The sequence below is a fragment of the Rhizobium sp. K33 genome (genome assembly GCF_056501445.1).
The window spans coordinates 3,397,750-3,422,926 of record NZ_CP096478.1 but is presented as its reverse complement, the minus strand read 5'-3'; the positions used below and the strand labels follow the sequence as shown (position 1 = coordinate 3,422,926).

Genomic DNA, 25,177 nt, shown 5'->3' with positions numbered 1-25,177 from the left:
CCGTCTCCTCCCGTCCCATTGTTCGACCCTGCGTGCGTCAACACAAGGGCCATTTACAAAAACCATTTGTAAGGTTGTCTGATAACCTTATATCATCCGGATGAAAACCGAATTCTTGATCTCCGGCTCTTTGGCCGGTTGGGGGACTGACAATGACCGCGGACAGCACGACCTTGGAAAACGAGTTCAAGTCTGGTGACGAGGCTGCTGCATCCGCACTGATTGAGCAGCTCGGGCAGGACCTCGTGCTGGTTGGCCCCGCAGTGGAACGCTACTGCCGTGACTGGCATGGAGACGTGACAACAGGAGCCGTTGCCGTCGTTCGTCCGCGCAACACCGAAGAGGTGTCTCAGGCGGTTCGTGCCATCGGCGCGCTGGGCCTGACGGTCGTGCCGCAGGGGGGCAATACCGGACTCGTGCTCGGGGCGACGCCTGATCGACCGGGCACCCAGGTCGTGATCAGCCTCGAGCGCATGACGGCGATACGGCGGATCGATAGTGATGACTTCTCGGCCGTGGTCGAAGCCGGCGTCATCCTGTCCGAGTTCAAGGATAGGGTGGAGGAGGCCGGGCTCTATTTTCCGCTCGCGCTCGGCGCGCAGGGATCGTGCCGCATCGGTGGTAATGTCTCCACCAATGCGGGCGGTATCAACGTCTTGCGTTACGGCATGACCCGCGAACTCGTGCTGGGGCTCGAAGTGGTGCTCCCCGACGGTTCGATCTTCGACGGTCTGTCGACCTTGCGGAAGGACAACCGGGGGATCGACCTCAAGCAGATGTTCATCGGGGCAGAGGGAACGCTTGGAATTGTCACGGCCGTTTCCTTCAAGCTGATGCCGCCGGCCGAGAAGGTTGCGACCGCTCTGCTGGGCCTGGGTGCACTTTCCGACGCGATCACGCTTTATCGACGCGCCCGACGCGACTGCTGCGATCTCATGTCGGCCTTCGAGTTCATGCCGCCCATGGCCTTTACTCTGGCGCAGGAGGCGATCCCGGATCTTCAACTGCCGATGCCGGGCGACTACCCTGCCTATGTACTTCTCGAGATTTCGGGATCCGGCCTTGTCGACATCGACGATCTCATGCACCGATTCCTCGAAGGGGTCATGGAAGATGGGCTGGTGCTCGACGGGGTCATTGCGGCCTCTCGCAACCAGGCGCGCAATCTCTGGCTCTTCCGGGAAGGCATGAACGAAGGGCAGGCGAAACGCGGAGCGCATCTGCGAACGGACGTTTCCGTGCCCTTGTCGCGCCTCCCGGAGTTCGTCGAGAAAGCGGAGGCGGCCATTTCCGCTCAACTGCCCGATTGCCTCTGCGTGTCCTATGGCCATGTGGGCGATGGTAATGTGCATCTCAACGTGCTGCCGCCGAGCGGCCTGTCGCGGGAAGAGGTTGCTGAGCGGATCTATGCGGCCAAGGCTGTTGTCAACGAGGTGCTCGACGGCTTCGAAGGATCGATCAGCGCGGAGCACGGCATCGGTCGCCTCAAGAAGGCGGATTTTCTGGCGCGTGTGCCGGCAACGCAGCTGCAGCTGCTGACGGCGATCAAGCAAGCGGTCGATCCCGCCGGCATCATGAACCCGGGTTGCCAATTGAATTTCAGTGCGGATTCATGAAATACCGATGCGGTGGCAAGGAGACCAGCAGGCATGTCGATCGACCTCGGGCAGATGAACTTCGGACAGATCAGGCGCAGTGAGCACCTGCCCGCCCGTATCGCGATGCAGCTTGCCGAAGAAATCAGCCAGGGACGTCTGAAGCCGGGGGAGCGTTTGCCCACCGAGCATGTGCTGGCCAAAACGCTCGGCGTCAGCCGCTCCGTGATCCGCGAAGCCATCGCGCAATTGCGCAATGAGGGCCTGGTGGAGACGAGGCAAGGTGTGGGGGCCTTCGTCAGCGAACCCTCCGCCCGTCCGATCCGCATCAAGGACAGCGAGCTCTCGGAGCCGCAGAGCTTTCGCGCCCTCTTCCAGTTGCGCGTGCCGCTGGAGATCGAAGCCGCAGGTCTTGCTGCCGTTCACCACACTGCCGCCGATCTTGCAAAGATCGATGAAGCTCTGGCACGCATGACCGGGGCGGAAAAATGGACGGAGCAGGGCATCGTTGCCGACCTTGCCTTTCATCGTGCCGTGGCCGAAGCAACCCACAATGAGTATTTCGCGCTCTTTATCGGCTTCATCGCCGAGCGTATCAGCCTTGCGATCGACACCGCACGCTCAAGAGCCGTGCTGGAGGAGATCGTCGAGGTCACCATCGCGGAGCATGTGCGGTTGAGAGATGCGATCGCGGCGCGTGATCCCGTCGCGGCGCGCGAGGCCATGCGGGCCCATCTGCATGGAGCCGCGAGCCGGATCGACCTTAGCCTGGAGCAATTCTGAGGCGCGGCGCCTCGGCTGGTTTGTCCACAAGAGCACCTTTCGGGCTAGACAGCCGGAAATTCTGACCATATGAATGCAGGTCAATGGTTGTCAGACATCCTGACAATATGGCAAGGGCAGTAGGAGTGTTCTTGCCGGAGGACAAGGAGGAGGTCCATCTTGCAGCGCCGAGAACGTCTGGAGTCCGCCTATATTTTGCCCTCGGATGCCGCCGAGGCCGTTTTGGTCGGGCGTGTGTGGTCCAATGCGGCAGGTGGTCCGTGCCCGGTCCTCATTCGCAACGGGCTTGTTCTCGACCTGACAGGCCTTTCCCCGACGATGTCGGGTCTCTTCGAGATAGACAATCTTGCGGACCAACTGGCTGCCAATGCCGATCTTGCGGAGCTTGGCACGCTGGACCAGTTCCTGTCTGGCGAGGCCGGGCGTCTTCTCGCTCCAGTCGATCTTCAGGCGGTCAAGGCGGCGGGCGTCACCTTTGCAGACAGCATGCTCGAGCGTGTGATCGAAGAGCAGGCCAAGGGCGATGCCGGTCGGGCGCAGACGATCCGCGAGAAGCTGGCGCCTGTGCTCGGCGACAGTCTGCGCGGTCTCGTTGCCGGATCCGAGCAGGCCGGCAAGGTCAAGGCTCTGCTCCAGGACATGGGCCTTTGGTCGCAATATCTGGAGGTCGGGATCGGCCCCGATGCTGAGATCTTCACCAAGGCGCAGCCTATGTCTTCGGTAACCTGTGGCGACGAAGTCGGCATTCATCCAATCTCCCAGTGGAACAATCCGGAGCCAGAAATCGTTCTTGCCGTTCGTTCCGACGGCAAGATCATCGGCGCGACCCTCGGCAACGACGTGAATCTGCGGGACGTGGAGGGGCGGTCGGCCCTGCTTCTGGGCAAGGCTAAGGACAATAACGCGTCCTGCTCGATCGGGCCGTTCATCCGCCTGTTCCACGGTGGCTTCACCATGGATGTTCTGCGGACGGTTCGCGTTTCCTTGCTCGTGCGTGGCGAAGACGGGTTTGAAATGACAGGGGAGAGCCCGATGGAGGCAATCAGTCGAGCGCCGGAAAATCTCGTCGCCCAGCTGCGCAATCGCAATCATCAATATCCCGATGGCGCCGTGCTGTTCCTCGGAACGATGTTCGCGCCCGTGAAGGATCGCCGCGGCGCCGGGCTCGGCTTCACGCACGAAGAAGGCGACCGCGTCGAGATCTCCACGCCCAGCCTTGGGCGGCTTGTGAACTGGGTCAATCGCACCGATGCCTGCCCGGAATGGACCTTCGGCACGCGGGCGCTCTTCGAAAACCTTGCCGCGCGCGGTCTTCTTGGAAAGGCCTGAGGCATGAGCAAGGTCATATCGCTCTTCTACCGCTTCCTCGACCTCCTCCTGATCCTGCTGCTCAGCGGCATGGCCATCATGGTCTTCCTCAACGTCGTGCTGCGTTACGGCTTCAATTCGGGCCTCACGGTTTCCGATGAGATGGCCCGCTATTTCTTCGTCTGGCTGACCTTCATCGGTGCTGTCGTCGGCTTTCGCGAACACGGCCACCTGGGCGTCGAGTCGCTCGTTGCCATGTTCGGCAAGCGTGGTCGGGTCATCTGCATGATCCTGAGCAATCTCCTGATCCTCGGCGTCTCGATCCTGTTCTTCTGGGGAACCTGGAAGCAGCTGCCGATCAATATCAGCATGAGCGCGCCGGTGACCGGTCTCTCCATGGGCTGGGTCTATGGCATCGGTTTCTTCACCGGCGGCATGTGCGCGCTGATTGCCCTAGAACGCTTAGTTCGTCTTGTGACCGGACGGGTAACGGACGAGGAAGTCGCGGCTTTTGCCGGTGAACATCTCAGCGTCGAAAAGCTGTCGGAGCGCGGCTGATGACCCTCATCGTCTTTATCGTTTCTCTGCTCGGCGCCATGGCTATCGGCGTACCGGTCTCGTTCGCCCTGATGTTCTGCGGCGTTGCTCTGATGTCCTACATGGGCATGTTCAACAGCCAGATCATCGCCCAGAACATGATCGCGGGTGCTGACACCTTCACCCTTCTCGCCATCCCATTCTTCGTGCTCGCAGGCGAGCTGATGAATTCGGGTGGTCTCTCCAAGCGCATCATCGAGTTTGCAATTGCCTGTGTCGGTCACATCCGTGGCGGTCTGGGCATCGTCGCGATCGTCGCTGCCATCATCATGGCCAGCATTTCGGGTTCTGCGGCGGCCGATACGGCAGCACTCGCGGCCATTCTCATCCCGATGATGGCAAAGGCCGGCTATAACGTGCCGCGCTCGGCGGGTCTGATTGCGTCGGGCGGTATCATTGCGCCGGTCATTCCGCCGTCTATGGCCTTCATCGTCTTCGGTGTGGCTGCCAACGTCTCGATCACCCAGCTGTTCATGGCCGGCATCGTGCCCGGCATCATGATGGGTCTGGTCCTGATCATCACCTGGCAGATCCTCGTGCGCAAGGACGACGTCCAGGCCTTGCCCAAGGCACCTTTCAAAGCGCGGTTGCATGCGACGGGCCGCGCTGCATGGGCACTTGGTATGCCCGTCATCATTCTCGGCGGTATCAAGGCCGGTATCGTGACGCCCACGGAAGCCGCCGTGATTGCCGCGGCATATGCGCTGTTCGTCGGCACCGTGATCTATGGCGAGCTGAAGGTCCGGGATCTTCCGCATGTCATCCTGCAGGCGGCGAAGACCACCTCGATCATCATGTTCCTGGTCTGCGCGGCTCTCGTGTCGGCCTGGCTCATCACGGCTGCCAATATTCCAGGTGAAATCACGCGCTACATCGAGCCGCTGATCGACCAGCCGAAACTGCTGATGCTGGTGATCATGATCCTCGTGCTGGTGGTCGGGACCGCACTCGACCTGACGCCGACCATTCTAATCCTGACGCCTGTCTTGATGCCGATCATCAAGCAGGCCGGTATCGATCCCGTCTATTTCGGCGTGCTCTTCATCATGAATTGCTGCATCGGCTTGATCACCCCGCCCGTCGGCGTCGTGCTCAACGTCGTCAGCGGTGTCGGTCGCGTGCCGCTGGGCAAGGTCGTCACCGGCATCTGGCCGTTCCTTATCGCGCAGGTGCTGGTGCTCCTGCTGCTGGTTCTGTTCCCCGAGATCGTCATCGTGCCCGCACGATGGCTGATATGACCTGCGACATTCAAACCACGATATCCATGGGAGGATAACATGAGACGATATCTGCTAGCGACCACCGCCATCGCCTTTGCCGTTTCGGCAGCTGCACCGGCCTTTGCCGAATTCAACGAGCGTACGATCCGCGTTTCCAACGGCATCAATGCCGACCACCCTGTCGGTAACGGCATCGATGCCATGCAGAAGTGCCTGGACGAAAAGTCCGGCGGCAAGCTGAAGCTTCAGGCTTTCTGGGGCGGCGCTCTCGGTGGTGACCTTCAGGCCACCCAGGCTCTGCGTTCGGGCGTTCAGGAAGCCGTCGTCACCTCGTCTTCGCCGCTCGTCGGCATCGAGCCGGCACTGGGCGTGTTCGACCTTCCGTTCCTCTTCGCCTCGGCCGACGAAGCCTACAAGGTTCTCGACGGCAAGTTCGGCGAGATGATGAACGAGAAGCTCGAAGCCGTTGGCCTCGTCAATCTCGGCTACTGGGAAAACGGCTTCCGCAACCTGTCGAACTCGGTTCGTCCGGTCACCAAATGGGAAGACTTCGAGGGCATGAAGGTTCGCGTCATGCAGAACAACATCTTCCTCGACACCTTCCAGAACCTTGGCGCCAATGCGACCCCGATGGCATTCGGCGAAGTCTTCTCGGCACTCGAAACCAAGACGATCGACGCGCAGGAAAACCCCTATGTGACGATCGATACCTCGAAGTTCTTCGAAGTGCAGAAGTATGTCACCGAGACCAACCACGCCTACACGCCGTTCCTCTTCCTCTTCTCCAAGGCGATCTTCGACACCTACACGCCGGAAGAGCAGGCTGCACTGCGCGAATGCGCGACCGTTGGTCGTGACGTCGAGCGTTCCGTGATTGCCGACCTCAACAAGAAGTCGCTGGAGAAGATCAAGGAAGCCGGTCTCGAGGTGAATGTTCTGTCTCCGGAAGAGCAGCAGCGCATCCGCGAGAAGTCCATGGTCGTCTACGAAAAGCACAAGGAAGAGATCGGTGCTGACGTCGTGGACGGCATTCTCGCCGAACTCGCCGAAGTCCGGAAGTAACCTCCCTGGTCGTGGCTCACCTTAATGGGCCGCACCAGAAGAAGCCCGCAGCGTGATGAGCGCTGCGGGCTTTTTGCTTTGTCATTCCGGAACGGAAGGCAGGACCTTGTCGCGCTTCTTCAACTGCTGTTCGCGGAAGAAGATGAAGAGACCTGAGCCGACGATGAGTGCTGCGCCGATGACCATGGTCAGGCGCGGGACCTCGTCGAAGAAGAAATAGCCGAAGACGACGGCCCAGAGCAGCAGAGTATACTGAAGCGGCGCAACCGTTGCTGCATCCGAGATCTTAAGGGCGCGATTGACCAGCATATGCGCGCTCATGGCAACGATGCCGAGCAGACCGAGAAGCAGGACTTCGCTCACCGACGTGATCGGTGTCCAGCCAAAGGGCGCGGCGACCAGACCGACGATTGCCGCGCCACCCGTCTGGAACAGGACCAGCGTCTTGTCCGGCGTGCCGCGCAGGCTGCGGCCCGAGAGCATCATGAAAGCGAAGGCGGCTGTACCGATGATCGAGATCAGAGCAGGAGCCGTGAACATGGCGCTCGACGGTTCCAGCGTGATGACAACGCCGACGAAGCCCAGCGCGATGGCCGTCCAGCGCCGCCAGCCCACTTTCTCGCCAAGTAGGAAAGGGGATGCTGCTGCGACATAGATCGGTGCGGCAAGCCAGTAGGTCATCACATCGGCCAGGGGAAGATACATGACCGCGTAATAGAAGCAGAAGAGTTCGAGCGTGGAGAGCACCACACGCGTGAACTGCAGCCATGGCCGCTCCGCCTCGACGATCGGCTTCAGGCCTGCCATCCATAGAAACGGCGCCAGTATAAGGAGGGCGGCGATGCTTCGGATCAGGATGACCTGGCCCAGCCCGTAGCTCGCCACCAACCACTTGCCCATGGCATCGTTCATCGCAAAAAGCAGCATGCCAAGAAGCATCACTGCAGGCCCTGCAAAGCCGGCAAGCCCGCTGATGCCGCGTCCGGCGTGATCGGTTGCAGGTGTCGTCATATTTCCTCCGCAAGCCCTGAGATCCGGGCGTTTTGTCATGTTGTCTGACAATTTCTCATCTGTTTAGCTCTAGCAGAGCTTAGGGCGCAAGGGGCGAGACGGTTCGATGATCCTTGTGCGGGCCATCGGGAATAAAAATTAGAAGATCGTAAAATTCAAAGTTCCATAGATATTTCGATGTAAATCCGTATGCGACGCATATGTTCTACTTCGACCAAAAAAGAGCAGGTGGCACATTAACCCATATTTAAGCATATGCTTCCGTACTCATCGCTTCTGTGTTAATTCATACTCCAAGGGGGTAGGAATTATGCTGGTGCGTGTGGCGTTCGTTGACGATCATCCGATTTTGCTGGAGGGGCTGGTCAGCCTATACAGTACCAAAGCCGACCTTGACGTGGTGGCAATGGGGCATACCACTGTCGATGCTCTCAACATTCTCGAAAACAACCGTCCGGATGTGATCGTGATGGACTTGAGCATGCCGGGGGATTCCTTCGCCGCGATCGAGCTGATGCTCGCGACCCATCCGGATACCAAAGTTATCGTCTTTACAGCTTCGAGTGCGATCCAGCCTGCCGTCGAACTCATCGAGGCCGGGATCAGCGGATATGTGCTCAAGGGTTCGTCCTCATCGGACCTGCATGACGCAATCATCAGCGCGTATAATGGCGAGACCTACATAACGCCCGGCTTCGCGACCAAGGTGATCGTGTCCATGAAGACGGCGGAGCTCAGACGCAAGGCGCAACAGCCTGAGCGCTTGCATCATCGCGAGGAGCAGATCGTGAGCGGTCTTCTCAAGGGTCAGACCAACCGCGAGATCGGCCTGACGCTCAACATCAGTGAGAAGACGGTCAAGCATTACATGACCTCGCTGATGAACAAGCTGAATGTCCGCAACCGCGTGGAACTCGTCATCGCGGTGAAGAACCGCACCTCACCGCGAGATCGGGTCGTCAGCTGACGGCGGGGTGCGGGTCGGATGCCGTCTGCTGGTTTCTGGCTCCGACGGTGATCAAGTATTCGCCTCAATCGGTAGGATTGCGACGGCGAAAGATCCATTTCTTCGCGGGAAATAGCGCATGCGACCGCCAAAGCTGCGGATCCGCCGCTTCTGGCTGACTTTCCCCAGACGAGCCCGCTGCACTTCCCGTTTTGAGGGCATGACGGGGCGTTCGCCGATATCGACCACGGCGACAAACAGCCGCCCGGCCTTGAAGCTGCATCTTACGAGATGCGTGTTGTTGGTCGCGTGCCGGTAGCTGTTCATCAGGCCTTCGAGCACGAACCGGTAGAGACAGATCGACAGATCCGGAATTCGAAGGTCAAGCACAGAGCTCCCACTCAGCGCCGCTTCGCGTCCGGTGATCTCCAGGAAGCGTTTGACCGCCAACTGCAGCGCCTCGTCGACGCTGGCGTCTTCCAGTTCGGGAAGAACGAGACCCGCTGAGAGATTTCGGATCTCCTCCAGCACGTTGCTGACAAGATCGAGGACCTTGCTCAAGGCATCCCGAACCGGTGGCTGAATGTCGGGTCGGGGTGTCACAAGGTCGCTGAGCCTCAGCTTGACCAGCGTCAGCAATTGGACCGATCCGTCATGGAGGTCGGCACCGATCTGGTCGAGGATGCGCTCGTTGAGCTTGCCCGCCTCAACCCGGGCGTTATCGGCCATCAGGCGCAACCGGTTGTTCTCCACCGAGAGTTCGATTGCATTACGCAGGCTTTCGCGCAGGGTTCTGCGCTGCTGCTCGATCAATCGTGCGCCGCGCCTGACGACGAGATAGAGCAGCGACAGCATCGGGACGGAGAGCAGGAACACGCCGATCATCGATGTGCGACGTGTCTCGGCTATCTGTGCCTCCAGGATGTAGGATTCTTCGTAAATTTCGCCGGCGAGCAGAACCGTGCCATCAGCGGAGCGCACCAGAGGCGCATAAACTTCGAGCAATGGCTCCGAGGTCTCCTCTTCGCTATATTCATGTTTTGCGACAGAGGTGCGCGACACGACGGTTTCACCAGACAGAGCCTCTGCGAGTTCATCGAAGAGGCCCGGCTCGTCATTGACGCTACCAGCCGGAAATAGCTGTCGACCATCGCTGGACCAGATCTTGATATTGCGGATTTTCTGTCCTGGGGGGCCCTGGCCGATCAGGGCTGCCACCTTCTTCTGCAGCGCATCGTCGAAATGAATATCGCCGTCTGGAGTGCTTTCGATGAGAGGTGCTATCAGGGTCTGCATTCTCACCGCCCCGGCAGTTCCGGCGGCATTCAACGCTGCCTTCTCCACCTGCGCAGCCGCGAACATGCCGACACCGGCCATCAGTCCGAAGACGATCAGAGAGGCGGCGATCAGGAACTGGGCAGAAAGCGAGAGTGAACTCAATTGAGTCCAGAAACGTCCAGCCGCAGCAGAGCCTGACACATATGGTCCTGCCTGCGATGGCTTGTCAGAAGTCATGGCTCTTCGACTTGCGCGAAGTATCGCAGCATGACGCCTCCCTGTGCTTTGTCCCGGATCAGAGTATTGATCCGTGACCCTCCCGTACTCCCATTGCTTTATAGATGCACTGTCCATTTCGCATTGTCGACTGTAGTCGATAAAAGATCAGACCTTGGTCTGAACTAAGTTTGGACTTTGATCTTACAGGTCGTGAGACCAAGTTCCCTTCCGATTTTTCCGGGTTGTGCAACCCTGCTTCCCTGACAAAACCCTGACAAACCGTCCAGGGGTAAACATCGGAGGCGGGGGCTTCCCCGATAAAGTCATGGTCCAGGTTAATCAGCACGATCTCGAATTCATTCTGCGTCAGATCAAGATTGCCGAGGCAAACTCGATCGCGCACTCCGGCGCCAATGCGAGGGAGCTCACCAATATTTGGGTCGACGAGTTGGGCAACGTCGTTGCTGAGGGGACGCCTGGCGCGACGCTCGCAATCAGCGCCGAGCATGTGCCTTATGGCCTGCGCACGGTCGATGGCAGCTTCAACAATCTGGGTGAGGGGCGCGAGAACTGGGGTGCCGTCGATCAGCCGTTCATCGACCTGCTGGGCGATGAATGGCGTGTCAGCGATGGCGATACGTTCCAGATCCGGACCGGCGCCAACAGCTTCGCGACGATCGGTGGTGCTTACACGCCGACCGGCGCTGTTGCGGATGCCGACCCCCGACTGATCTCGAACCTGATCGTCGATCAGACGCTGTCCAATCCCGCTGCAATCTACACGGCTTTGGTGCAGGGCGGTTATTCTGGAGATGTGCTGGCCGCCGTCGATGCTATCCGTGCCGAGTTCTACACGGCACTGAACACGGCCAAATCCCAGAATGCTCTACTCCCATTGGCAGAGCAAAAAACGGTTGCCGTTCTAATCGCAGAGGTGACTGAAACGCTTGCTTCGGACCGCGCGGCGACCGATTCTTCTCCAGCCTTTGCTGGCCTCGAGAGCCGATATGGTCTCAGTTTCGATGGCCCGTCCATCCTGATCGAGAATGTGGCACCGGATGAAGGGCTGTCAGCGCCTTACAATTCCTGGTTCACGCTGTTCGGCCAGTTCTTCGATCATGGTCTCGATCTGGTCCAGAAAGGTGGAAACGACAAGATCTACATTCCGCTCTCTTCGGACGATCCACTCTATGTCGAGGGCAGCCGCACGAACTATATGGTGCTGACGCGCTCACCTCAGACGCCGCTCAATCTGACGACGCCGTTCGTCGACCAGAACCAGACCTATTCCTCGGTCGCTTCGAAGCAGCTCTTCCTGCGCGAATACAAGCTGGTCGATGACAAACCGGTCTCGACCGGCCACCTTCTGGAAGGCGCGAAGGGCATTGCCACCTGGGGCGAGGTGAAGGAGCAGGCCCGTGAGCTTCTCGGAATCGACCTCACGGATGAATATGTCGGCACCGTACCGCTTTTCCTCATGGACGCCTATGGTGAGTTCGTGCGTGGGCCGAACGGCTATCCGCAGGTGCGGACGGCGACTGGCTGGCTCGAAGGCGATCCGGAAAATCCGATCAGCCTCGAAAACGCTGTCCTGACCAACCACACCTTCCTGGATGACATCGCACACAATGCGGTGCCCGGCATGGTCGATCACGATCGCAATCCGGGGACGCCAGACATCCTGAAGACGGCTGATGCCGATGGTGTGGCCAACAATGCAATCCCGCTCAATGAGTTCGGCCAGGCGACCACCTATGATGACGAACTGCTCGATGCGCATTTCGTGACCGGCGACGGTCGTGGCAACGAAAATATCGGCCTGACCGCTGTCCATCACATTTTCCATTCCGAGCACAACCGTATCGTCGAGCAGGTCAAGGAACAGGCGATTGCGGCGGCTCAGAACGGTGATTTCACCTTCCTGAACGAGTGGCTGGCAACGGATGTTCAGACGCTGCCAGGCGGAAACCTCGCGGCCATCAAAGACGCGCTGAACTGGGATGGCGAGCGTCTCTTCCAGGCGGCCCGTTTCACCACCGAGATGCAGTACCAGCACCTGGTCTTCGAGGAGTTCGCCCGCAAGATCCAGCCGGATGTGGATGCTTTCGTCTTCAATCCGTCCATGGACATCAATCCGGCGATCTTCGCTGAGTTCGCCCATGTCGTCTATCGTTTCGGGCATTCGATGCTGAACGAGACAGTCGACAGCGTCAGCGCCAGCGGTGCCAAGACGTCGATGGACCTGTTCACGGCCTTTCTGAACCCGACGGCCTATGCGCCGGGCCAGATCACGGCGGATCAGGGCGCCGGCGCCGTCATTCGCGGAATGACCGGCCAGGTCGGCAACGAGATCGACGAATTCGTCACCGACGTTCTGCGCAACCATCTGGTCGGCATTCCGCTCGATCTGGCAGCGCTCAATATCGCCCGCGGCCGTGAAACCGGCATCCCGAGTCTGAATGCTGCGCGTGCCCAGTTCAAGGCAATCGCCAATGGCGACACGCAGCTCGACCCCTACAAGAACTGGGTCGACTTCGGCATGAACCTCAAGAACCCGGCCTCGATCGTCAACTTCATCGCAGCCTACGGCACGCATTCCACAATCACGGGTGCCACCACGGCAGACGCAAAACGCGACGCTGCGATGAAGATTGTCTTCGGTGGTACCGGTGCCCCGGCCGACCGTTTGGACTTCCTCAACGGTACCGGCGCCTATACCAATCTCGGCGGCCTGAACGACGTCGATCTGTGGATCGGTGGCCTTGCCGAAAAGAAGATGGCCTTCGGCGGCATGCTGGGCTCCACTTTCTCCTTCGTCTTCGAGCTCCAGCTCGAAAATCTGCAGAACGGCGATCGTTTCTACTACCTCTCGCGCACCCAGGGCCTCAACCTGCTCAACGAGCTGGAGGCCAATTCCTTCGCGGAAATGGTCATCCGCAACACCGATATCGGTGACACTGGTTATGCCGTACCGGGCGATATCTTCTCGGTGCCGGATCATGTCCTTTATGTCGACCCTCTAGAGCAGGCAAAATGGGTCGGCGCCGACCCGGTCGGCGGTGACCCCTTCCAGAATGCGCTGTCGCCCATGGTGCAGCGGGGTGCCAATTTCCTCCAGTTCAACAGTCTCGATCATGCGTTGATCCAGGGCACGAACCAGGCCGACACCATCATTTCCGGTGGCGGTGACGACACCGTCTGGGGCCGCGGTGGCAATGACCGCATCGAAGCCGGCTATGGCGTCGACAAGGTCCATGGCGGTGAAGGCGACGACATCATCACGAATTCGGGCACTGACATCGGTGAGACCGACTTCCTGATGGGTGAAGAAGGCAACGACGTCATCCATGGCGGGTCGGGCCTGGCTCTCGTCTTCGGCAATCAGGGCTCAGACGTTCTGATCGCCGGCCCCGACGGCAAGGAAATGTTCGGCGGCGAAGGCGACGACTTCATGCTGGGCGGCGAAGGCGGCGACTTCCTGCTCGGCAATGAAGGCGATGACTGGATCGAGGGCGGAAACGGCTTCGATACGACAGCCGGCGACAATTCCGAACTCTTCTTCAACTCGACCATCCTCGGCCATGACGTCATGTTCGCGGGAGAGAACGAGCACGATTTCGACGCTGAGTCCGGCGATGACATCATGGTGCAGGGCGAGAGCGTAATGCGCAATGAAGGCATGTGGGGCTATGACTGGGCGATCCACAAGGGCAGCACGAAGGCGGCGGATGCCGACCTCATGCGCCCGATCTTCACGACGGATCAACAGGATATCCTGCGCAATCGCTTCGATGCCGTCGAAGGTCTTTCCGGCTACAACGAAAACGACGTTCTGAAAGGGGATAACCGGTCCACAGCCTTCCCGGCAGAGCCGGATCCGGAAGCCGAGCCTGGTGCAAACCTCGCCGGTGCCGAAAACACGATGGTCAAGCATCATCTCAGCCAGGCCGGCATCGATCGCATCGATGGTCTGCGAGAGCTGCTTGGCAATTTGGTCCAGAACACGGCGACCGTCGGTGAAGCTGCCCGCGAAGCCGAAATCGCATTCGACGACGGCAACATCCTGCTGGGTGGCGGCGGCAGCGACATCATCGAAGGTCGCGGCGGCGATGACGTCATCGATGGGGATGCGTGGCTCAACGTCCGCATCAGGATCTCAACTGCGCCGAATGGACCGGTCTACACGGCCGACAGCCTTGCCGGTCCGGTCTATCTGCAGTCGCAGCTCGTCAATGGCGAGATCCCGGCAAATGCCCTGCCCGCCTTCGGGGGCAAGGCGCTGTCAGACCTTCTTCTGGAGCGGACGATCACACCCGGCCAGATGGAAATCGTGCGTGAAATCGTCAATGGCGGCCAGACAGGCGATCTCGACGTTGCCGTCTACTCGGATATCCGCGCCAACTATTCCATCGAGCAAAATGCCGACGGCAGCTTCACGGTCACTCATGTTCAGGTCGATCCGACCGGCGCGCTCGGGCTCGTCGACTCGGATGGTGTCGACCGGGTGAGAAACGTCGAGGTGCTGCGGTTTGCGGATGGGGATCTGCGGATCCAGCCACCGAGGATCGAACTCAATGGATTCGATACTGCGCCGCAGGCCTATCGTGATGCTTTTGGTGGCGGGAGCTATACGAACAATAATGGAACGTCAGCCTGGACAACAGCCTGGACTGAAGATAGCGATCCGACTGCAAATGCAGCCTCCACAGGCGCCATTCGCGTTGTCAATGGAGCGCTGCGCTTCGGCGAGGTCGGTGGTGATGGCGCATCCATCACTCGCGAGCTCAATCTCTCTGGGGTCAGCTCCGCGCAGTTGACGTTCCAGATTTCGGATGACGGTATCACAGCGGGTGATACCGAACGTCTGACGCTCGAGTACTCAACCGATGGTGGGGTAAACTTCGACACGCTGCGTGAATTCAATGGTCTGAACGGTGGCCCGCAGACCGTCACGCTGCCCGGTCCTTTTGTCCAAAATGCCCTTATCCGGTTTACGACAACGGGAACAACGGCCAACAACGAGTTCTTCTTTGTTGACGACGTCAACGTCTCGGTCACGCGCCCGGCTGCAAGTCCTTCCGTCGATATCCTCTCGACATTCACGGAAAACGCCCAGCCCATCTCGGTGGCCTCGGAGCCAAGGATCACGGACGACGGTGCAACGCTTGCCTCTGCCAGCATCGTTCTGACAAATGCGCGGCCCGGCGACCAACTCACCGCCCAGGGTCTGCCGAATGGCATCAATGCCACCACCACGAATGCCAATGGTGCCATCACCGTCACGTTGACCGGCGTTGCATCGATTGCCGCCTATCAGGCCGCGATCCAGGCGGTGACCTTTGTGAACACCTCCAACGCGCCGGACACCACGCCGCGCGTGATCGAGGTCACCGTCAACGACGGGAACTTCAACAGCACGGTGGCGCGCAACACTGTCACGGTCGTTTCTGTCAACGACGCACCGACAGCAGGAAACGATAGCGTCATCACCAATGTGCAGACGGGTACGGTCTTCATTCCGCAGTGGACACTTCTGCGCAATGACGCCGACACCGATGGTCCGTCTCTGTCGATCAGCGCGGTGAACAGCGTCAACGGGTTCGCTGCGTCCGTGGTCGCGGGGCAGGGGATCTCGATCACCAAGACAGGCAACACGGGCACGCTGTCCTACACTGTGACGGATGGCGCAACCCCGACTGCAGCAACGGCGAACGCCAGTATTGCGGTTTCCACCGACACAGCAGGGACTGTTGACGGCACCGGTGCCGCCAACATTCTGATCGGGAATGCAGCAGCCAGCACCTTCAACGGCGGGGGTGGGGATGACATTATCCTGGCCGGTGCCGGTGACGATACAGTTACGTGGTCTGCCGGTCTGTTTTCCAATGACGGCCGCGACTTCATCGACGGAGAAGGCGGAGCGGATACCGTCCGCATCACCGGCAGCGCATTGCCTGAGACTTTCCGCATCTACACGCGTGCTGCCTGGGAAGCTGCTGGCAATGACCTTGCAGGGATCAACGCTGCGACGGAAATCGTCGTTACCCGGACGAACATCCTCGGCCAGACCTCGGTGATTACGGAACTCGATAGTGTCGAGGAGATCGTCATCAACGGCGGTACGGCATCGCCTCCGGGTGGCCCGGTCGGTACGACAATCGGTGGTGACCAGGTCCAGGTCTTCGGTGACTTCACTCAGACGAGCCTGGCGCTCAACACGATCACGATCGAAGGCACTGGTGGTGACGATGTCGTCGACATCTCGCAGTTGAGTTCGGCGCACCGGATCGTCTTCCGGTCCAACGGTGGCAACGACACGATTGTCGGTACGCTGCGTCCACAGGATGTCGTGCTCGGAGCAGATGGTTCTGAACTGTCGACGTTCACTCGCACGGTCAATGCCGACGGATCCGTCTCCTTTGCAAAAGGCGGCCAGACCATCACGATGGTCGCCGAAGGAGAAGGCGGAAATCCGGATCCTGTCAACGGTCCGACCGGTGCGTTCGAATACACCGCGCGCGACGTTGCGGGGATCACCAATCTCGTAAAGGGCTTGCCGGCCTTTGCTGGCGACGACGATACGGCGGGTGCAGGCGGCGTCCGCGATCTCTCGGGCAACGGCAACAATGTCGACAATCCGACTTTCGGTTCTGCCGACCAACCGTTCATTCGCCTCACCGAAGCCCGTTATGGCACGGGGGTTGAGCTCGACAGCCAGGGCAACATCATCAACCGTGCTCTCAACCCGATCTTCGACGGACTCGATCCGCGGGCGATCTCCAACATCGTCGGCTCACAGGAGGCAGACCTGCCGAAGGCACCGAACGATGCCAATATCTTCTTCATGGCATTCGGTCAGTACTTCGACCATGGGCTTGACTTCCTGCCAAAGGGCGGTGCCGGCAAGGTGGTGATCGACGGGGTGGACACCTCAAGACCGATGCCGCCGAACTTTACCGATCTAACCCGTGGTTCGCTGGCGAACCCGCTGGAATCGGCAACCGATACGCCGGAACATCTGAACAAGACTTCGCCCTATGTCGACCAGAACCAGGTCTATGGATCGAACGTCATTGTCGGCCAGTTCCTGCGCGAAAGCGATGGCAATGGCGGCGTAGGCTCGCACATCCTGATGGGTCCGGAAGATCCGTCGGCGCCTGGCTTCCACCTGATGTCGACGTTGCGCGAGCTGCTTGACCACCATCGGATGGCCGGGACTGTCTTCGAAGGCCCGGGCCTGGGCGCCGGCAAGACCCTTATGGAGTACTACCCGACGCTCTGGACTGAGAGCGGCGGCTACGACATGACCGTTGTCGGCCAGCTTGCCGGGGACTTCATGGGATCGAGCCACGCGCTGTTGCTCGACGCGAACCCGGTGATCAGTCCGCTCGACCACTATATCGGTGGTGATGGTCGCGCGAACGAGAACTTCACGCTGACCTCGATGCACACCATCTGGGCCCGCAACCACAACTTCCATGTCGAGAAGTTGCAGGCAGCCGGTTTTGAGGGCACCCCGGAAGAACTCTTCCAGGCGGCCAAGATGGTCAATGAAGCCGAGTATCAGCGTGTCGTCTTCACGGAATTCGCCGATGCGCTCATCGGCGGTATCCAGGGCAATGGTAGCCACGGGTTCGAAGGCTATAACGACCAGGCAGATGCTGGTATCAGCCACGAGTTTGCCGCAGCGGTCTACCGCATTGGCCACTCGCTGATCGGCGACACGATCACCGTCAAGGGGCCGGATGGGCAGAATGTCTCAGTCAATCTGTTCGATGCCTTCCTGAACCCGACCAACGACGTCTTCACGCCAGAACAGCTCGTTCAGCTACAGGCCATGGGCTACAATCCGCAGCCCGGTTACGAACAGCTGGGCACCGGAGCGATCCTCGCCGGCATCGTCGAGCAGCCGGCGGAAGACGTCGACTTCAACGTTGTCGATGCGGTTCGGAACGACCTCGTTCGCATCCGCGCCGATCTCTTCGCCTTCAACGTGGCACGCGGCCGCGACGTGGGGCTTGGCACGCTCAATCAGGTCAAGGCCGATCTGCAGGCTTCGACCGACCCATATATCAAGTTCGCGGTCGAGTTCCTGGAAGCCAATGGCGGTTCGATGAACCCCTATTCGAGCTGGCAGGATTTCCAGCAGCGCAACGGTATTACTGACGTCGTTTTGGCGCAGTTCATGCAGGCCTATCCGGACCTCGTCCTGCAGGCCAACCAGATCGACGCCTTCAAGGCGATCAACGGCAACATCGTCACGATGCAGGAGGACGGAACGGGCCTGGTCAAGGGTATCGATCGCGTTGATCTCTGGGTCGGCGGCCTAGCCGAGAAGCACTTCAACGGCGGTATGGCTGGCGATACTTTCTGGGTCGTCCTGCACGAGCAGTTCGACCGCCTGCAGGAGGCCGATCGCTTCTACTATCTGGAGCGCTTCGACAACTTCGATCTCTACGAAAACTTCATCGATGGCCAGGGCTTCTCGGACATCGTGGCTCGCAACACCGGTCTGACGGGGCTGCCGGAAGACATCTTCTCTTCCGACGTCGAAGACGGCCCTGACGGCGACAATGGCGCCGGCGGTGACGATGAGGACGACGGCGATGACGACGGCCAGACCGGCAATGACGGTGAGGACGATGGTGACGACAACGATGACGGCGACATCGACGGTGGAGATGACGGTGACGGCGAAGATGATGGCGAGGGCTCGTCGGATGGCGACGGCGAAGATGACGGCAGTGACGCTGGCGACGACGATGGCGATGGCGATGGTGCCGGATCTGGTTCGGGTTCTGGCTCTGGCTCGGGATCCGGAACGGGTGGCGGAACGACACCAACCCATGTCCCGGTCGCAGCGCTGACGCTGATCGGAACGGCGGCTGCGGACGCTCTGCTGGGTGCCGCGGGCAACGACACGATCCTGGGTGGTGCCGGGACGGATGTTCTTGTCGGCCAGGGTGGTTCGGACATTCTGCGTGGCGAGGATGGCGATGACGTTGTGACCGGCGGTGACGGGGACGACTTCATCAATGCCGGCCAGGGCGACGACGAGGTGCATGCCGGCGAGGGTGACGACATCGTCTTCGGCGGGGCTGGTTCCGACCAGATCTTTGCCGGTGCCGGTGCCGATGTCATCGAGGGCGGAGCCGGTGACGACCGTGTCTGGGCCGGAAGCGGCGATGACACTGTCATTGCGACGCTGAATGATGGCAACGACGTCTATTACGGCGAAGACGGCATCGATACGCTCGACTATGCGGCGAGCAGCGCCAACCTGACCGTCGACCTCGGCAATGGCCTCAACCAGCGCGGCTCGGTCTCGGGCGGCACGACGGGCTCGGATACGTTCTACGGCTTCGAAAACTTCATCGGCGGTGCCGGCCACGACACGATCACGGCCTCGACGGCGGTGAACATCATCGATGGCGGCCTGGGTGACGACGTCTTCAAGTTCACCTCGGCTGCGTCTGCGAACGGCGATACGATCTACGGCTTCCAGACCGGCGACCGGATCGACTTTACCGGCATGGGGGCGATGAAGCTCGAGGCGGGCCAGACGATCGATGCGATCGGCGACATCACCGTGACGCACGAGATCCGCGATGGAGAGGAGTTCACGGTCATCCGTGGCAACACGCAAGGCGACAATGCCGCCGACTTCGAACTCTCGCTGCATGGCCGTCACAACCTGACGATCAACGACTTCCTCGGCGTTTCCTGAGGACTGCATGGCACGAATTGCCGGCCCGGCGGGGCCGGCAGACAGACTTTTGAGTGGGGGAAGCCATGAGCAAGCAGTCAAACTACAAACTGTCCGGCGTCGGCCTGGTGACGGGCTTCGTCTTCGGCCTGTCGGGCATCATCAACATCCTGGCGCTGACCGGCGCCTTCTACATGCTGCAGATCTATGACCGGGCACTGACCAGCGGCAGCATTCCGACCCTGGTCTGGCTGTCGGTGATCGCCGTCGGGCTCTACCTGTTCCAGGGCCTGTTCGACATCCTCCGGTCCCAGATGCTGGTGCGCTTCGGCTCGAATGTCGACCGGCAGATCGCGCCGCTCGTTCATCGGGTGGTGATCGATATGCCGCGCTTCGGCTATTCCTCGGCGGAAGCTGCCGAACGCGGCCGCGATGTCGACACGGTGCGCTCGTTCCTGTCGGGTGCGGGGCCGGTTGCCCTCTTCGACCTGCCCTGGATCCCCGTCTATCTCGTCTTCGTCTGGATGCTGCATCCGGTGCTCGGCATGCTGACGCTTGGGGGTGCTGCCTTCCTCGCCTGTCTTACGATCGCGGCGGAGCTTCTGTCGCGGCGCCATGCCAAGGAGATGACGCGGGCTGCCATCCAGCGCAACAATGTCTCGGACAACCATGTGCGCAACGGCGACATCCTCTATTCCATGGGCATGACCGAGCGCGCGGTCGACCGCTTCGAAAGCGCCAATCGCCGTCACCTCGATACCCAGACGGCGACATCCGACATCTCCGGCACCTTTGCCGGGATCTCGAAGGTGCTGCGCATGATGCTGCAGTCGGCGACGCTGGGGCTCGGTGCCTATCTCACCATAAAGGGCGAGATGTCGGCGGGTGCGATCATCGCCTCCTCGATCGTCACGGGCCGGGCGCTCGCCCCGGTCGACCAGGCGATCGCCCAGTGGAAGGGCGTGATCTCGGCGAGACGCTCTTGGTCGCGGATCAAGGACACGCTGGCGGTGCTCGACCGGCCGGCAACCCAGTTCGAACTTCCAGCCCCCAGCGAAGGCCTGGCCGTGGAGGGCATGACGACGGTTGCGCCGACGACGGGCACCGTTCTGTTGAGCGATGTCTCGTTCCAGCTGACGGCCGGCCAGGCGCTGGCGCTGATCGGTCCGTCGGGCGGTGGCAAGACGACGCTTGCCCGCTCGCTGCTCGGCATCTGGCCGCTGCTGCGCGGTTCGGTGCGTGTCGACGGGGCGGATCTGAAGCAGTGGCCGACGCGCTTCTTCACCGAGCATATCGGTTACCTGCCGCAGGAGGTGGCGCTTCTCGACGGAACGGTGGCCGACAACATCGCCCGCTTCGATCCCGATGCCGATGCCAAGATGATCTTCCGCGCCGCACGCGCTGCCGGTATCCATGATCTGATCGTGCGTCTGCCAAACGGCTACCAGACCCAGATCGGCGCGAATGGCCAGTCGCTCTCGGCCGGGCAGAAGCAGCGCATCGCGCTGGCACGGGCGCTTTACGGCGATCCCTTCCTGGTGGTGCTCGACGAGCCCAATTCGAACCTCGATGCCGAGGGCGAAGAGGCGTTGATGAAGGCAATCGTCAAGGTGCGCGAACGCGGCGGCATCGTCGTCATCGTGGCCCATCGTCCAAGCGTGCTCCAGGCGGTCGACATGGTCGGCGTCGTCCAGGGCGGCAAGCTCGTCTCCTTCGGTCCGAAGGAAGACATCATCAAGGTGCCGGCCAATACGTCCGAGAAGAAACCCCTGCGGCCGACCCGCGTCATGCCGATTGCTGCGGAGTAAGAGCCATGAGCACCTTTGCCCCCGATCAGGACGAGACACTCAAACTGGGTCATGGCGATGCCGTTCTGGCCAAGGCGCCGGCGTGCAAGTTCGCCCTCAGCGACGAGGCTGAGAGAACGCTGTTGTCACCCGGCATCTTCGCCGTGCTGGCGATGGGGCTCGGCGCCTATCTCGGGCGGCTGCGCGATATCGTCAATCCGGCCCCCAATGCCGTAGAGCCGGAAGACCGGCCGGTCCGCCCGCTCGAGGACGGACTTGCTCCGGCCGATGAAGACCTGCCCGAAAGCGGGATCGATATCGCAGCGTTCTGGCAGGAGATCCAGCGGCGTTACGAAGAGACCGTGGAGCAGATCCAGCCGGCCCGCCGGCACTATTCCTCGATCCGCTTCAACGCCCAGGACTACCTGATGGAGGGTAGCTATGCGGACCGGCCCTTCCAGGGCGTGTCCATCGATGTGGCCGCCAACGGCTTCCGCTTTGCCATCCCGAGCGTCGTAAAGCCCAAGTTCGGCGGCTTTGCCCTGCCGGGCGTGGAGGTCGGGATGTCTTCCGGCAAGGGCGGTGGTGGTGGCGGCGCCGGCAGTGCGGGCGAGGGCGGTGGAGAGGGCTCCACCGGTGGCGGCAGCCAGCAGCCTGGGGGCGGCACACCGGGCGGCAACACGCCTCCGGCCAATCGTGCGCCGCTGTCGCGTGGCCCGGTCTATCTCGGTGCGGGTCTCGTCAATCTGTCGATGCTCCTGATGTGGGCCGACTTTGCCCGTGCGGCCATCGACCCCGACGGCGATCGCCTGTCGATCTCCGCCATCCAGGCGACCTCGGGTCAGATCCGCGCCTATGGCAGCGATGCCTGGATCTATGTTCCCGAACGCGACAGCCAGGGTCTGGTGACCCTGACCTTCACCATCAGCGACGGCAAGGCCTCGATCCAGGGCCAGGCCTTCCTCGATCTCAAGGCCCACCCCGACAAGGAGATCATCGGGACCGAGGAGGACGATGTGCTTCTCGGCACGCCGGGCAAGGACCTGATCGATGCGGGGGCCGGCGACGACACGGTCTATGGACGCGAAGGGGACGACCTGATCCTCGGCGGTTCGGGCGATGACCTCCTGATCGGCGGCGAAGGCCGCGATGTCATTCATGGCGGTGCCGGCCACGACCGGATCTTCGGCGGCGACGGCGATGACGTGCTGTTCGGCGAGGCCGGCGACGACCTGCTGTTCGGCGAGGCCGGGCGCGACAGCCTGCTGGGCGGCGAGGGCAATGACGTGCTCTCCGGCGGCGCTGGCGATGACCGGTTGTTCGGCGAAGCCGGCCATGACGTGCTCTCGGGCGATGCCGGCAATGACGTGCTGGATGGCGGTGCCGGCCATGATACGCTCGCCGGCGGCGCGGGTGATGATGTGGTTACTGGCAGTGACGGCGACGACGTCTATGTCGCCGGGCTCCAGCCGGTTCTGCACAGGCGCGGACTGGCCGAAGCCGGTGCGCCCGGCGCGAGTGATGTGAGCGCGGGCGATGCGGGCACAAGCGATGCGGGCGCGAGCGATGGCGACGATGTCGTTCATGGCGGGGACGGCGAGGATACCTATGATGCATCGGCCGCGACGATGGCCGTGGACATCGATCTGGCAGCCGGGACGGCCGAGGGCGAGGAGATCGGCTGTGACACGCTGAGCTCGATCGAGCATGCCGTGGGCGGTGCGGGAGACGACACGATCACCGCCAGTTCGGCCGTCAACATTCTCTATGGCCAGGGCGGCCATGACACCTTCGTCTTCGGCTCGGTCGCCTCGATCAGCAATCACGGCGCCGGCTTCGACCAGATCCGTGACTTTAATGTCGGCGACAAGGTCGATCTGTCGAAGCTCGAGCAGGAACTCGGCCGGCTCTACTTCGACGATGGCGACACCACGCTCGACCTCGACCAGCACGACCACAAGACGCTCGTCAAACTCTACAAGAAGATGATCGACGACGACGATGCCGGACATCAGGTGCTGCAGCTGGTGACCGATATCGACGGTGATCAGGACTATGAGATCATCATCGTCAGCGCGCATGCTCTCGATGAGGACGACCTGATCCTGACGACCTTCCACCTGCCCGGCCAGACCGAAGGGCTCGTTGCCTAGTTCAAAGGCTCACTCTGTAACTTGCGTAAGGGGGACATGACATGACACAGCGATTCGACAACACCGACACGAAGGTCTCGCTTTCCGGCAAGGGGCTGAAGACCCGCATGTTTGCCGCAACCGGGCTTGCTTTGCTGCTGGCGGCCGGGATCGGCGGATGGGCGGCCCAGGCCAAGCTTGCCGGCGCCGTGATCTCGCAGGGCGAGCTGGTGGTGACCGGAGAGACCAAGCAGGTCCAGCATGTCGATGGGGGTACGATTGTCGACATCCCGGTCAAGGTCGGCTCGGTCGTCCAGAAGGGCGATGTGGTGCTGCGCCTCGATGACACCCAGGTCGGGATCGAACTCGGCATCGTGCAATCGCAGGTCGGGCAGCTGAAGGCGATGATGGCTCGCCTGGTGGCCGAACGCGACGGTCTTGATGTGCTCTCCTTCGAGGGGCTGGCGCTTGCTCCTGAGGTGATGCGCGAGGAAGCCAAGCTCTTCGACGAGAACCGCTTCATGCGGGCGAACCAGAAGCAGCAGATCGAGATGCAGATCTCGCAGCTGCGCAACCAGATCGACGGTCTGCGCGAACAGGAAAAGGCGAACCTTGCGGAGAACGAGCTGCTCGCCGAGGAACTGGCCATGCAGGAGGGGCTGGTGCAGAAGGGGCTTGCCAAGGCGGCCGAACTGCGGGGGCTTCGCCGACAGATGGTGCGCATCGAAGGCACGATCGGCGACCTGCTCGCCCGTGTCGCCGAGGCCGAAGGCCAGATCAGCGAGCTCAATGTGCGCCTGATGTCGGTCGACCAGACGAGCCGTACGGAGCTGCAAAAGGAGATCGTCTCGGTCGAGGCACGGCTGACGGAGCTGGAACAGCGGGCGCTGCAGCTCTCCCACCGGCTCGAGCGGACCATCGTCAAAGCACCGGAAAGCGGAACGATCTACGACCTTCAGGCCCATACCGTCGGCGGCGTCGTCGCACCCGGCCAGGTGATCATGGCGATCGTGCCTGCAGACAGCGAGCTCACCGTGCATGTGAAGGTCGCCCCCACCGACATCGACCGCATCACCGTCGGCCAGACCGCCCGCATGCGCTTCACCGCCTTCAACCGCCAGACCACCCCCGAAATCGTCGGCGCCGTCGACGTCATCCCCGCCGCAACCGTGATCGACAAGGCAACCAATCTGCCCTTCTACGAAAACCAGCGTCGAGTTCACCCCCCAGGACCTCGGCGACCTCGCTGCCAAACTCACCCCCGGCATGCCCGTCGAAGTCTATATCGAAACCGAAGAACGAACCGTCATCTCGTTCCTTGCAAAACCATTCACAGACCAAATCATGAGGGCATTCAGAGAGGAGTGAAGGGCGGAGCAAATGGCCGATGGATCAGACGTGCGGGGACATCTTCCTGCGGAGTGAGGCATTTTTCGATCGCGGCTATCTTTAGAATACCAATCTAGTCGTGATTATTGACGGCCGGCTGATTATGACGAAAATGTGTCATTGTCAGCCGGACCAATGACTGGT

Annotated in this window: 13 protein-coding genes; 11 read left to right on the top strand and 2 right to left on the bottom strand. The window is 61.0% G+C overall.

Annotated elements, in window-relative coordinates; translation table 11 throughout:
* Positions 1 to 152: 152 nt before the first annotated feature.
* From M1E12_RS16585 to M1E12_RS16560, 6 genes are all read left to right on the top strand, one after another.
* On the top strand, positions 153 to 1,616 hold the full coding sequence (locus M1E12_RS16585) for an FAD-binding oxidoreductase (RefSeq protein ID WP_479562607.1): 1,464 nt from the start codon (positions 153 to 155) through the stop codon (positions 1,614 to 1,616).
* 33 nt (positions 1,617 to 1,649) lie between these two features.
* Positions 1,650 to 2,378 carry a FadR/GntR family transcriptional regulator gene (locus tag M1E12_RS16580; protein ID WP_479562606.1) on the top strand — a complete coding sequence of 243 codons (729 nt, stop codon included), beginning with the start codon at positions 1,650 to 1,652 and terminating at the stop codon, positions 2,376 to 2,378.
* Between the two features lie 159 nt (positions 2,379 to 2,537).
* A complete protein-coding gene (locus M1E12_RS16575) occupies positions 2,538 to 3,707 on the top strand; it encodes a fumarylacetoacetate hydrolase family protein (protein WP_479562605.1) in 1,170 nt (389 codons plus the stop codon).
* A gap of 3 nt (positions 3,708 to 3,710) precedes the next feature.
* Complete coding sequence (locus M1E12_RS16570) at positions 3,711 to 4,244, top strand: TRAP transporter small permease (RefSeq protein WP_310243225.1); 534 nt, start codon at positions 3,711 to 3,713, stop codon at positions 4,242 to 4,244.
* Positions 4,244 to 5,521 (top strand): TRAP transporter large permease, encoded by a 1,278-nt coding sequence (locus tag M1E12_RS16565; RefSeq protein ID WP_479562604.1) that lies wholly within the window; start codon positions 4,244 to 4,246, stop codon positions 5,519 to 5,521. The genes M1E12_RS16570 and M1E12_RS16565 overlap by 1 nt, the downstream gene beginning before the upstream one ends.
* 39 nt (positions 5,522 to 5,560) lie before the next feature.
* Positions 5,561 to 6,565 (top strand): TRAP transporter substrate-binding protein, encoded by a 1,005-nt coding sequence (locus M1E12_RS16560; protein ID WP_479562603.1) that lies wholly within the window; start codon positions 5,561 to 5,563, stop codon positions 6,563 to 6,565.
* A gap of 81 nt (positions 6,566 to 6,646) precedes the next feature.
* On the opposite strand, the gene M1E12_RS16555 is transcribed toward M1E12_RS16560, so the two are convergent.
* Positions 6,647 to 7,576 carry a DMT family transporter gene (locus tag M1E12_RS16555; protein ID WP_479562602.1) on the bottom strand — a complete coding sequence of 310 codons (930 nt, stop codon included), beginning with the start codon at positions 7,574 to 7,576 and terminating at the stop codon, positions 6,647 to 6,649.
* 310 nt (positions 7,577 to 7,886) lie between these two features.
* On the opposite strand from M1E12_RS16555, the gene M1E12_RS16550 reads away from it, so the two are divergent.
* The gene (locus M1E12_RS16550; protein WP_136541960.1) at positions 7,887 to 8,543 is read left to right on the top strand and encodes a response regulator transcription factor; all 657 of its coding nucleotides are present in this window, start codon (positions 7,887 to 7,889) and stop codon (positions 8,541 to 8,543) included.
* Positions 8,544 to 8,594: 51 nt separating this feature from the next.
* Here the strand turns inward: M1E12_RS16550 and M1E12_RS16545 are convergent, their stop codons facing one another.
* Positions 8,595 to 9,962: a sensor histidine kinase gene (locus M1E12_RS16545; protein WP_479562601.1), complete on the bottom strand. Its 1,368-nt coding sequence runs from the start codon at positions 9,960 to 9,962 to the stop codon at positions 8,595 to 8,597.
* 382 nt (positions 9,963 to 10,344) lie between these two features.
* Between M1E12_RS16545 and M1E12_RS16540 the strand changes: the two genes are divergently transcribed.
* The 4 genes from M1E12_RS16540 to M1E12_RS16525 all read left to right on the top strand — a co-directional run bounded on the left by M1E12_RS16540 (position 10,345) and on the right by M1E12_RS16525 (position 25,110).
* Positions 10,345 to 19,746 (top strand): peroxidase family protein, encoded by a 9,402-nt coding sequence (locus M1E12_RS16540; RefSeq protein WP_479562600.1) that lies wholly within the window; start codon positions 10,345 to 10,347, stop codon positions 19,744 to 19,746.
* 65 nt (positions 19,747 to 19,811) lie between these two features.
* Positions 19,812 to 21,533: a type I secretion system permease/ATPase gene (locus M1E12_RS16535; RefSeq protein ID WP_479562599.1), complete on the top strand. Its 1,722-nt coding sequence runs from the start codon at positions 19,812 to 19,814 to the stop codon at positions 21,531 to 21,533.
* A 5-nt stretch (positions 21,534 to 21,538) separates the two neighbouring features.
* Entirely contained in the window at positions 21,539 to 23,665 is a 2,127-nt protein-coding gene (locus M1E12_RS16530) for a cadherin-like domain-containing protein (RefSeq protein ID WP_479562598.1), read from the top strand.
* Between the two features lie 41 nt (positions 23,666 to 23,706).
* Positions 23,707 to 25,110: an HlyD family type I secretion periplasmic adaptor subunit gene (locus M1E12_RS16525; RefSeq protein WP_479562597.1), complete on the top strand. Its 1,404-nt coding sequence runs from the start codon at positions 23,707 to 23,709 to the stop codon at positions 25,108 to 25,110.
* The last annotated feature ends 67 nt before the right edge of the window (positions 25,111 to 25,177 follow it).

What these genes read in the sequence shown, in the direction of transcription:
- M1E12_RS16585 (WP_479562607.1), top strand. Translation starts at nt 153, where the DNA reads ATGACCGCGGACAGCACGACCTTGGAAAACGAGTTCAAGTCTGGTGAC.
- M1E12_RS16580 (WP_479562606.1), top strand. Translation starts at nt 1,650, where the DNA reads ATGTCGATCGACCTCGGGCAGATGAACTTCGGACAGATCAGGCGCAGT.
- M1E12_RS16570 (WP_310243225.1), top strand. Translation starts at nt 3,711, where the DNA reads ATGAGCAAGGTCATATCGCTCTTCTACCGCTTCCTCGACCTCCTCCTG.
- M1E12_RS16565 (WP_479562604.1), top strand. Translation starts at nt 4,244, where the DNA reads ATGACCCTCATCGTCTTTATCGTTTCTCTGCTCGGCGCCATGGCTATC.
- M1E12_RS16560 (WP_479562603.1), top strand. Translation starts at nt 5,561, where the DNA reads ATGAGACGATATCTGCTAGCGACCACCGCCATCGCCTTTGCCGTTTCG.
- M1E12_RS16555 (WP_479562602.1), bottom strand. Translation starts at nt 7,576, where the DNA reads ATGACGACACCTGCAACCGATCACGCCGGACGCGGCATCAGCGGGCTT.
- M1E12_RS16550 (WP_136541960.1), top strand. Translation starts at nt 7,887, where the DNA reads ATGCTGGTGCGTGTGGCGTTCGTTGACGATCATCCGATTTTGCTGGAG.
- M1E12_RS16540 (WP_479562600.1), top strand. Translation starts at nt 10,345, where the DNA reads ATGGTCCAGGTTAATCAGCACGATCTCGAATTCATTCTGCGTCAGATC.
- M1E12_RS16535 (WP_479562599.1), top strand. Translation starts at nt 19,812, where the DNA reads ATGAGCAAGCAGTCAAACTACAAACTGTCCGGCGTCGGCCTGGTGACG.
- M1E12_RS16530 (WP_479562598.1), top strand. Translation starts at nt 21,539, where the DNA reads ATGAGCACCTTTGCCCCCGATCAGGACGAGACACTCAAACTGGGTCAT.
- M1E12_RS16525 (WP_479562597.1), top strand. Translation starts at nt 23,707, where the DNA reads ATGACACAGCGATTCGACAACACCGACACGAAGGTCTCGCTTTCCGGC.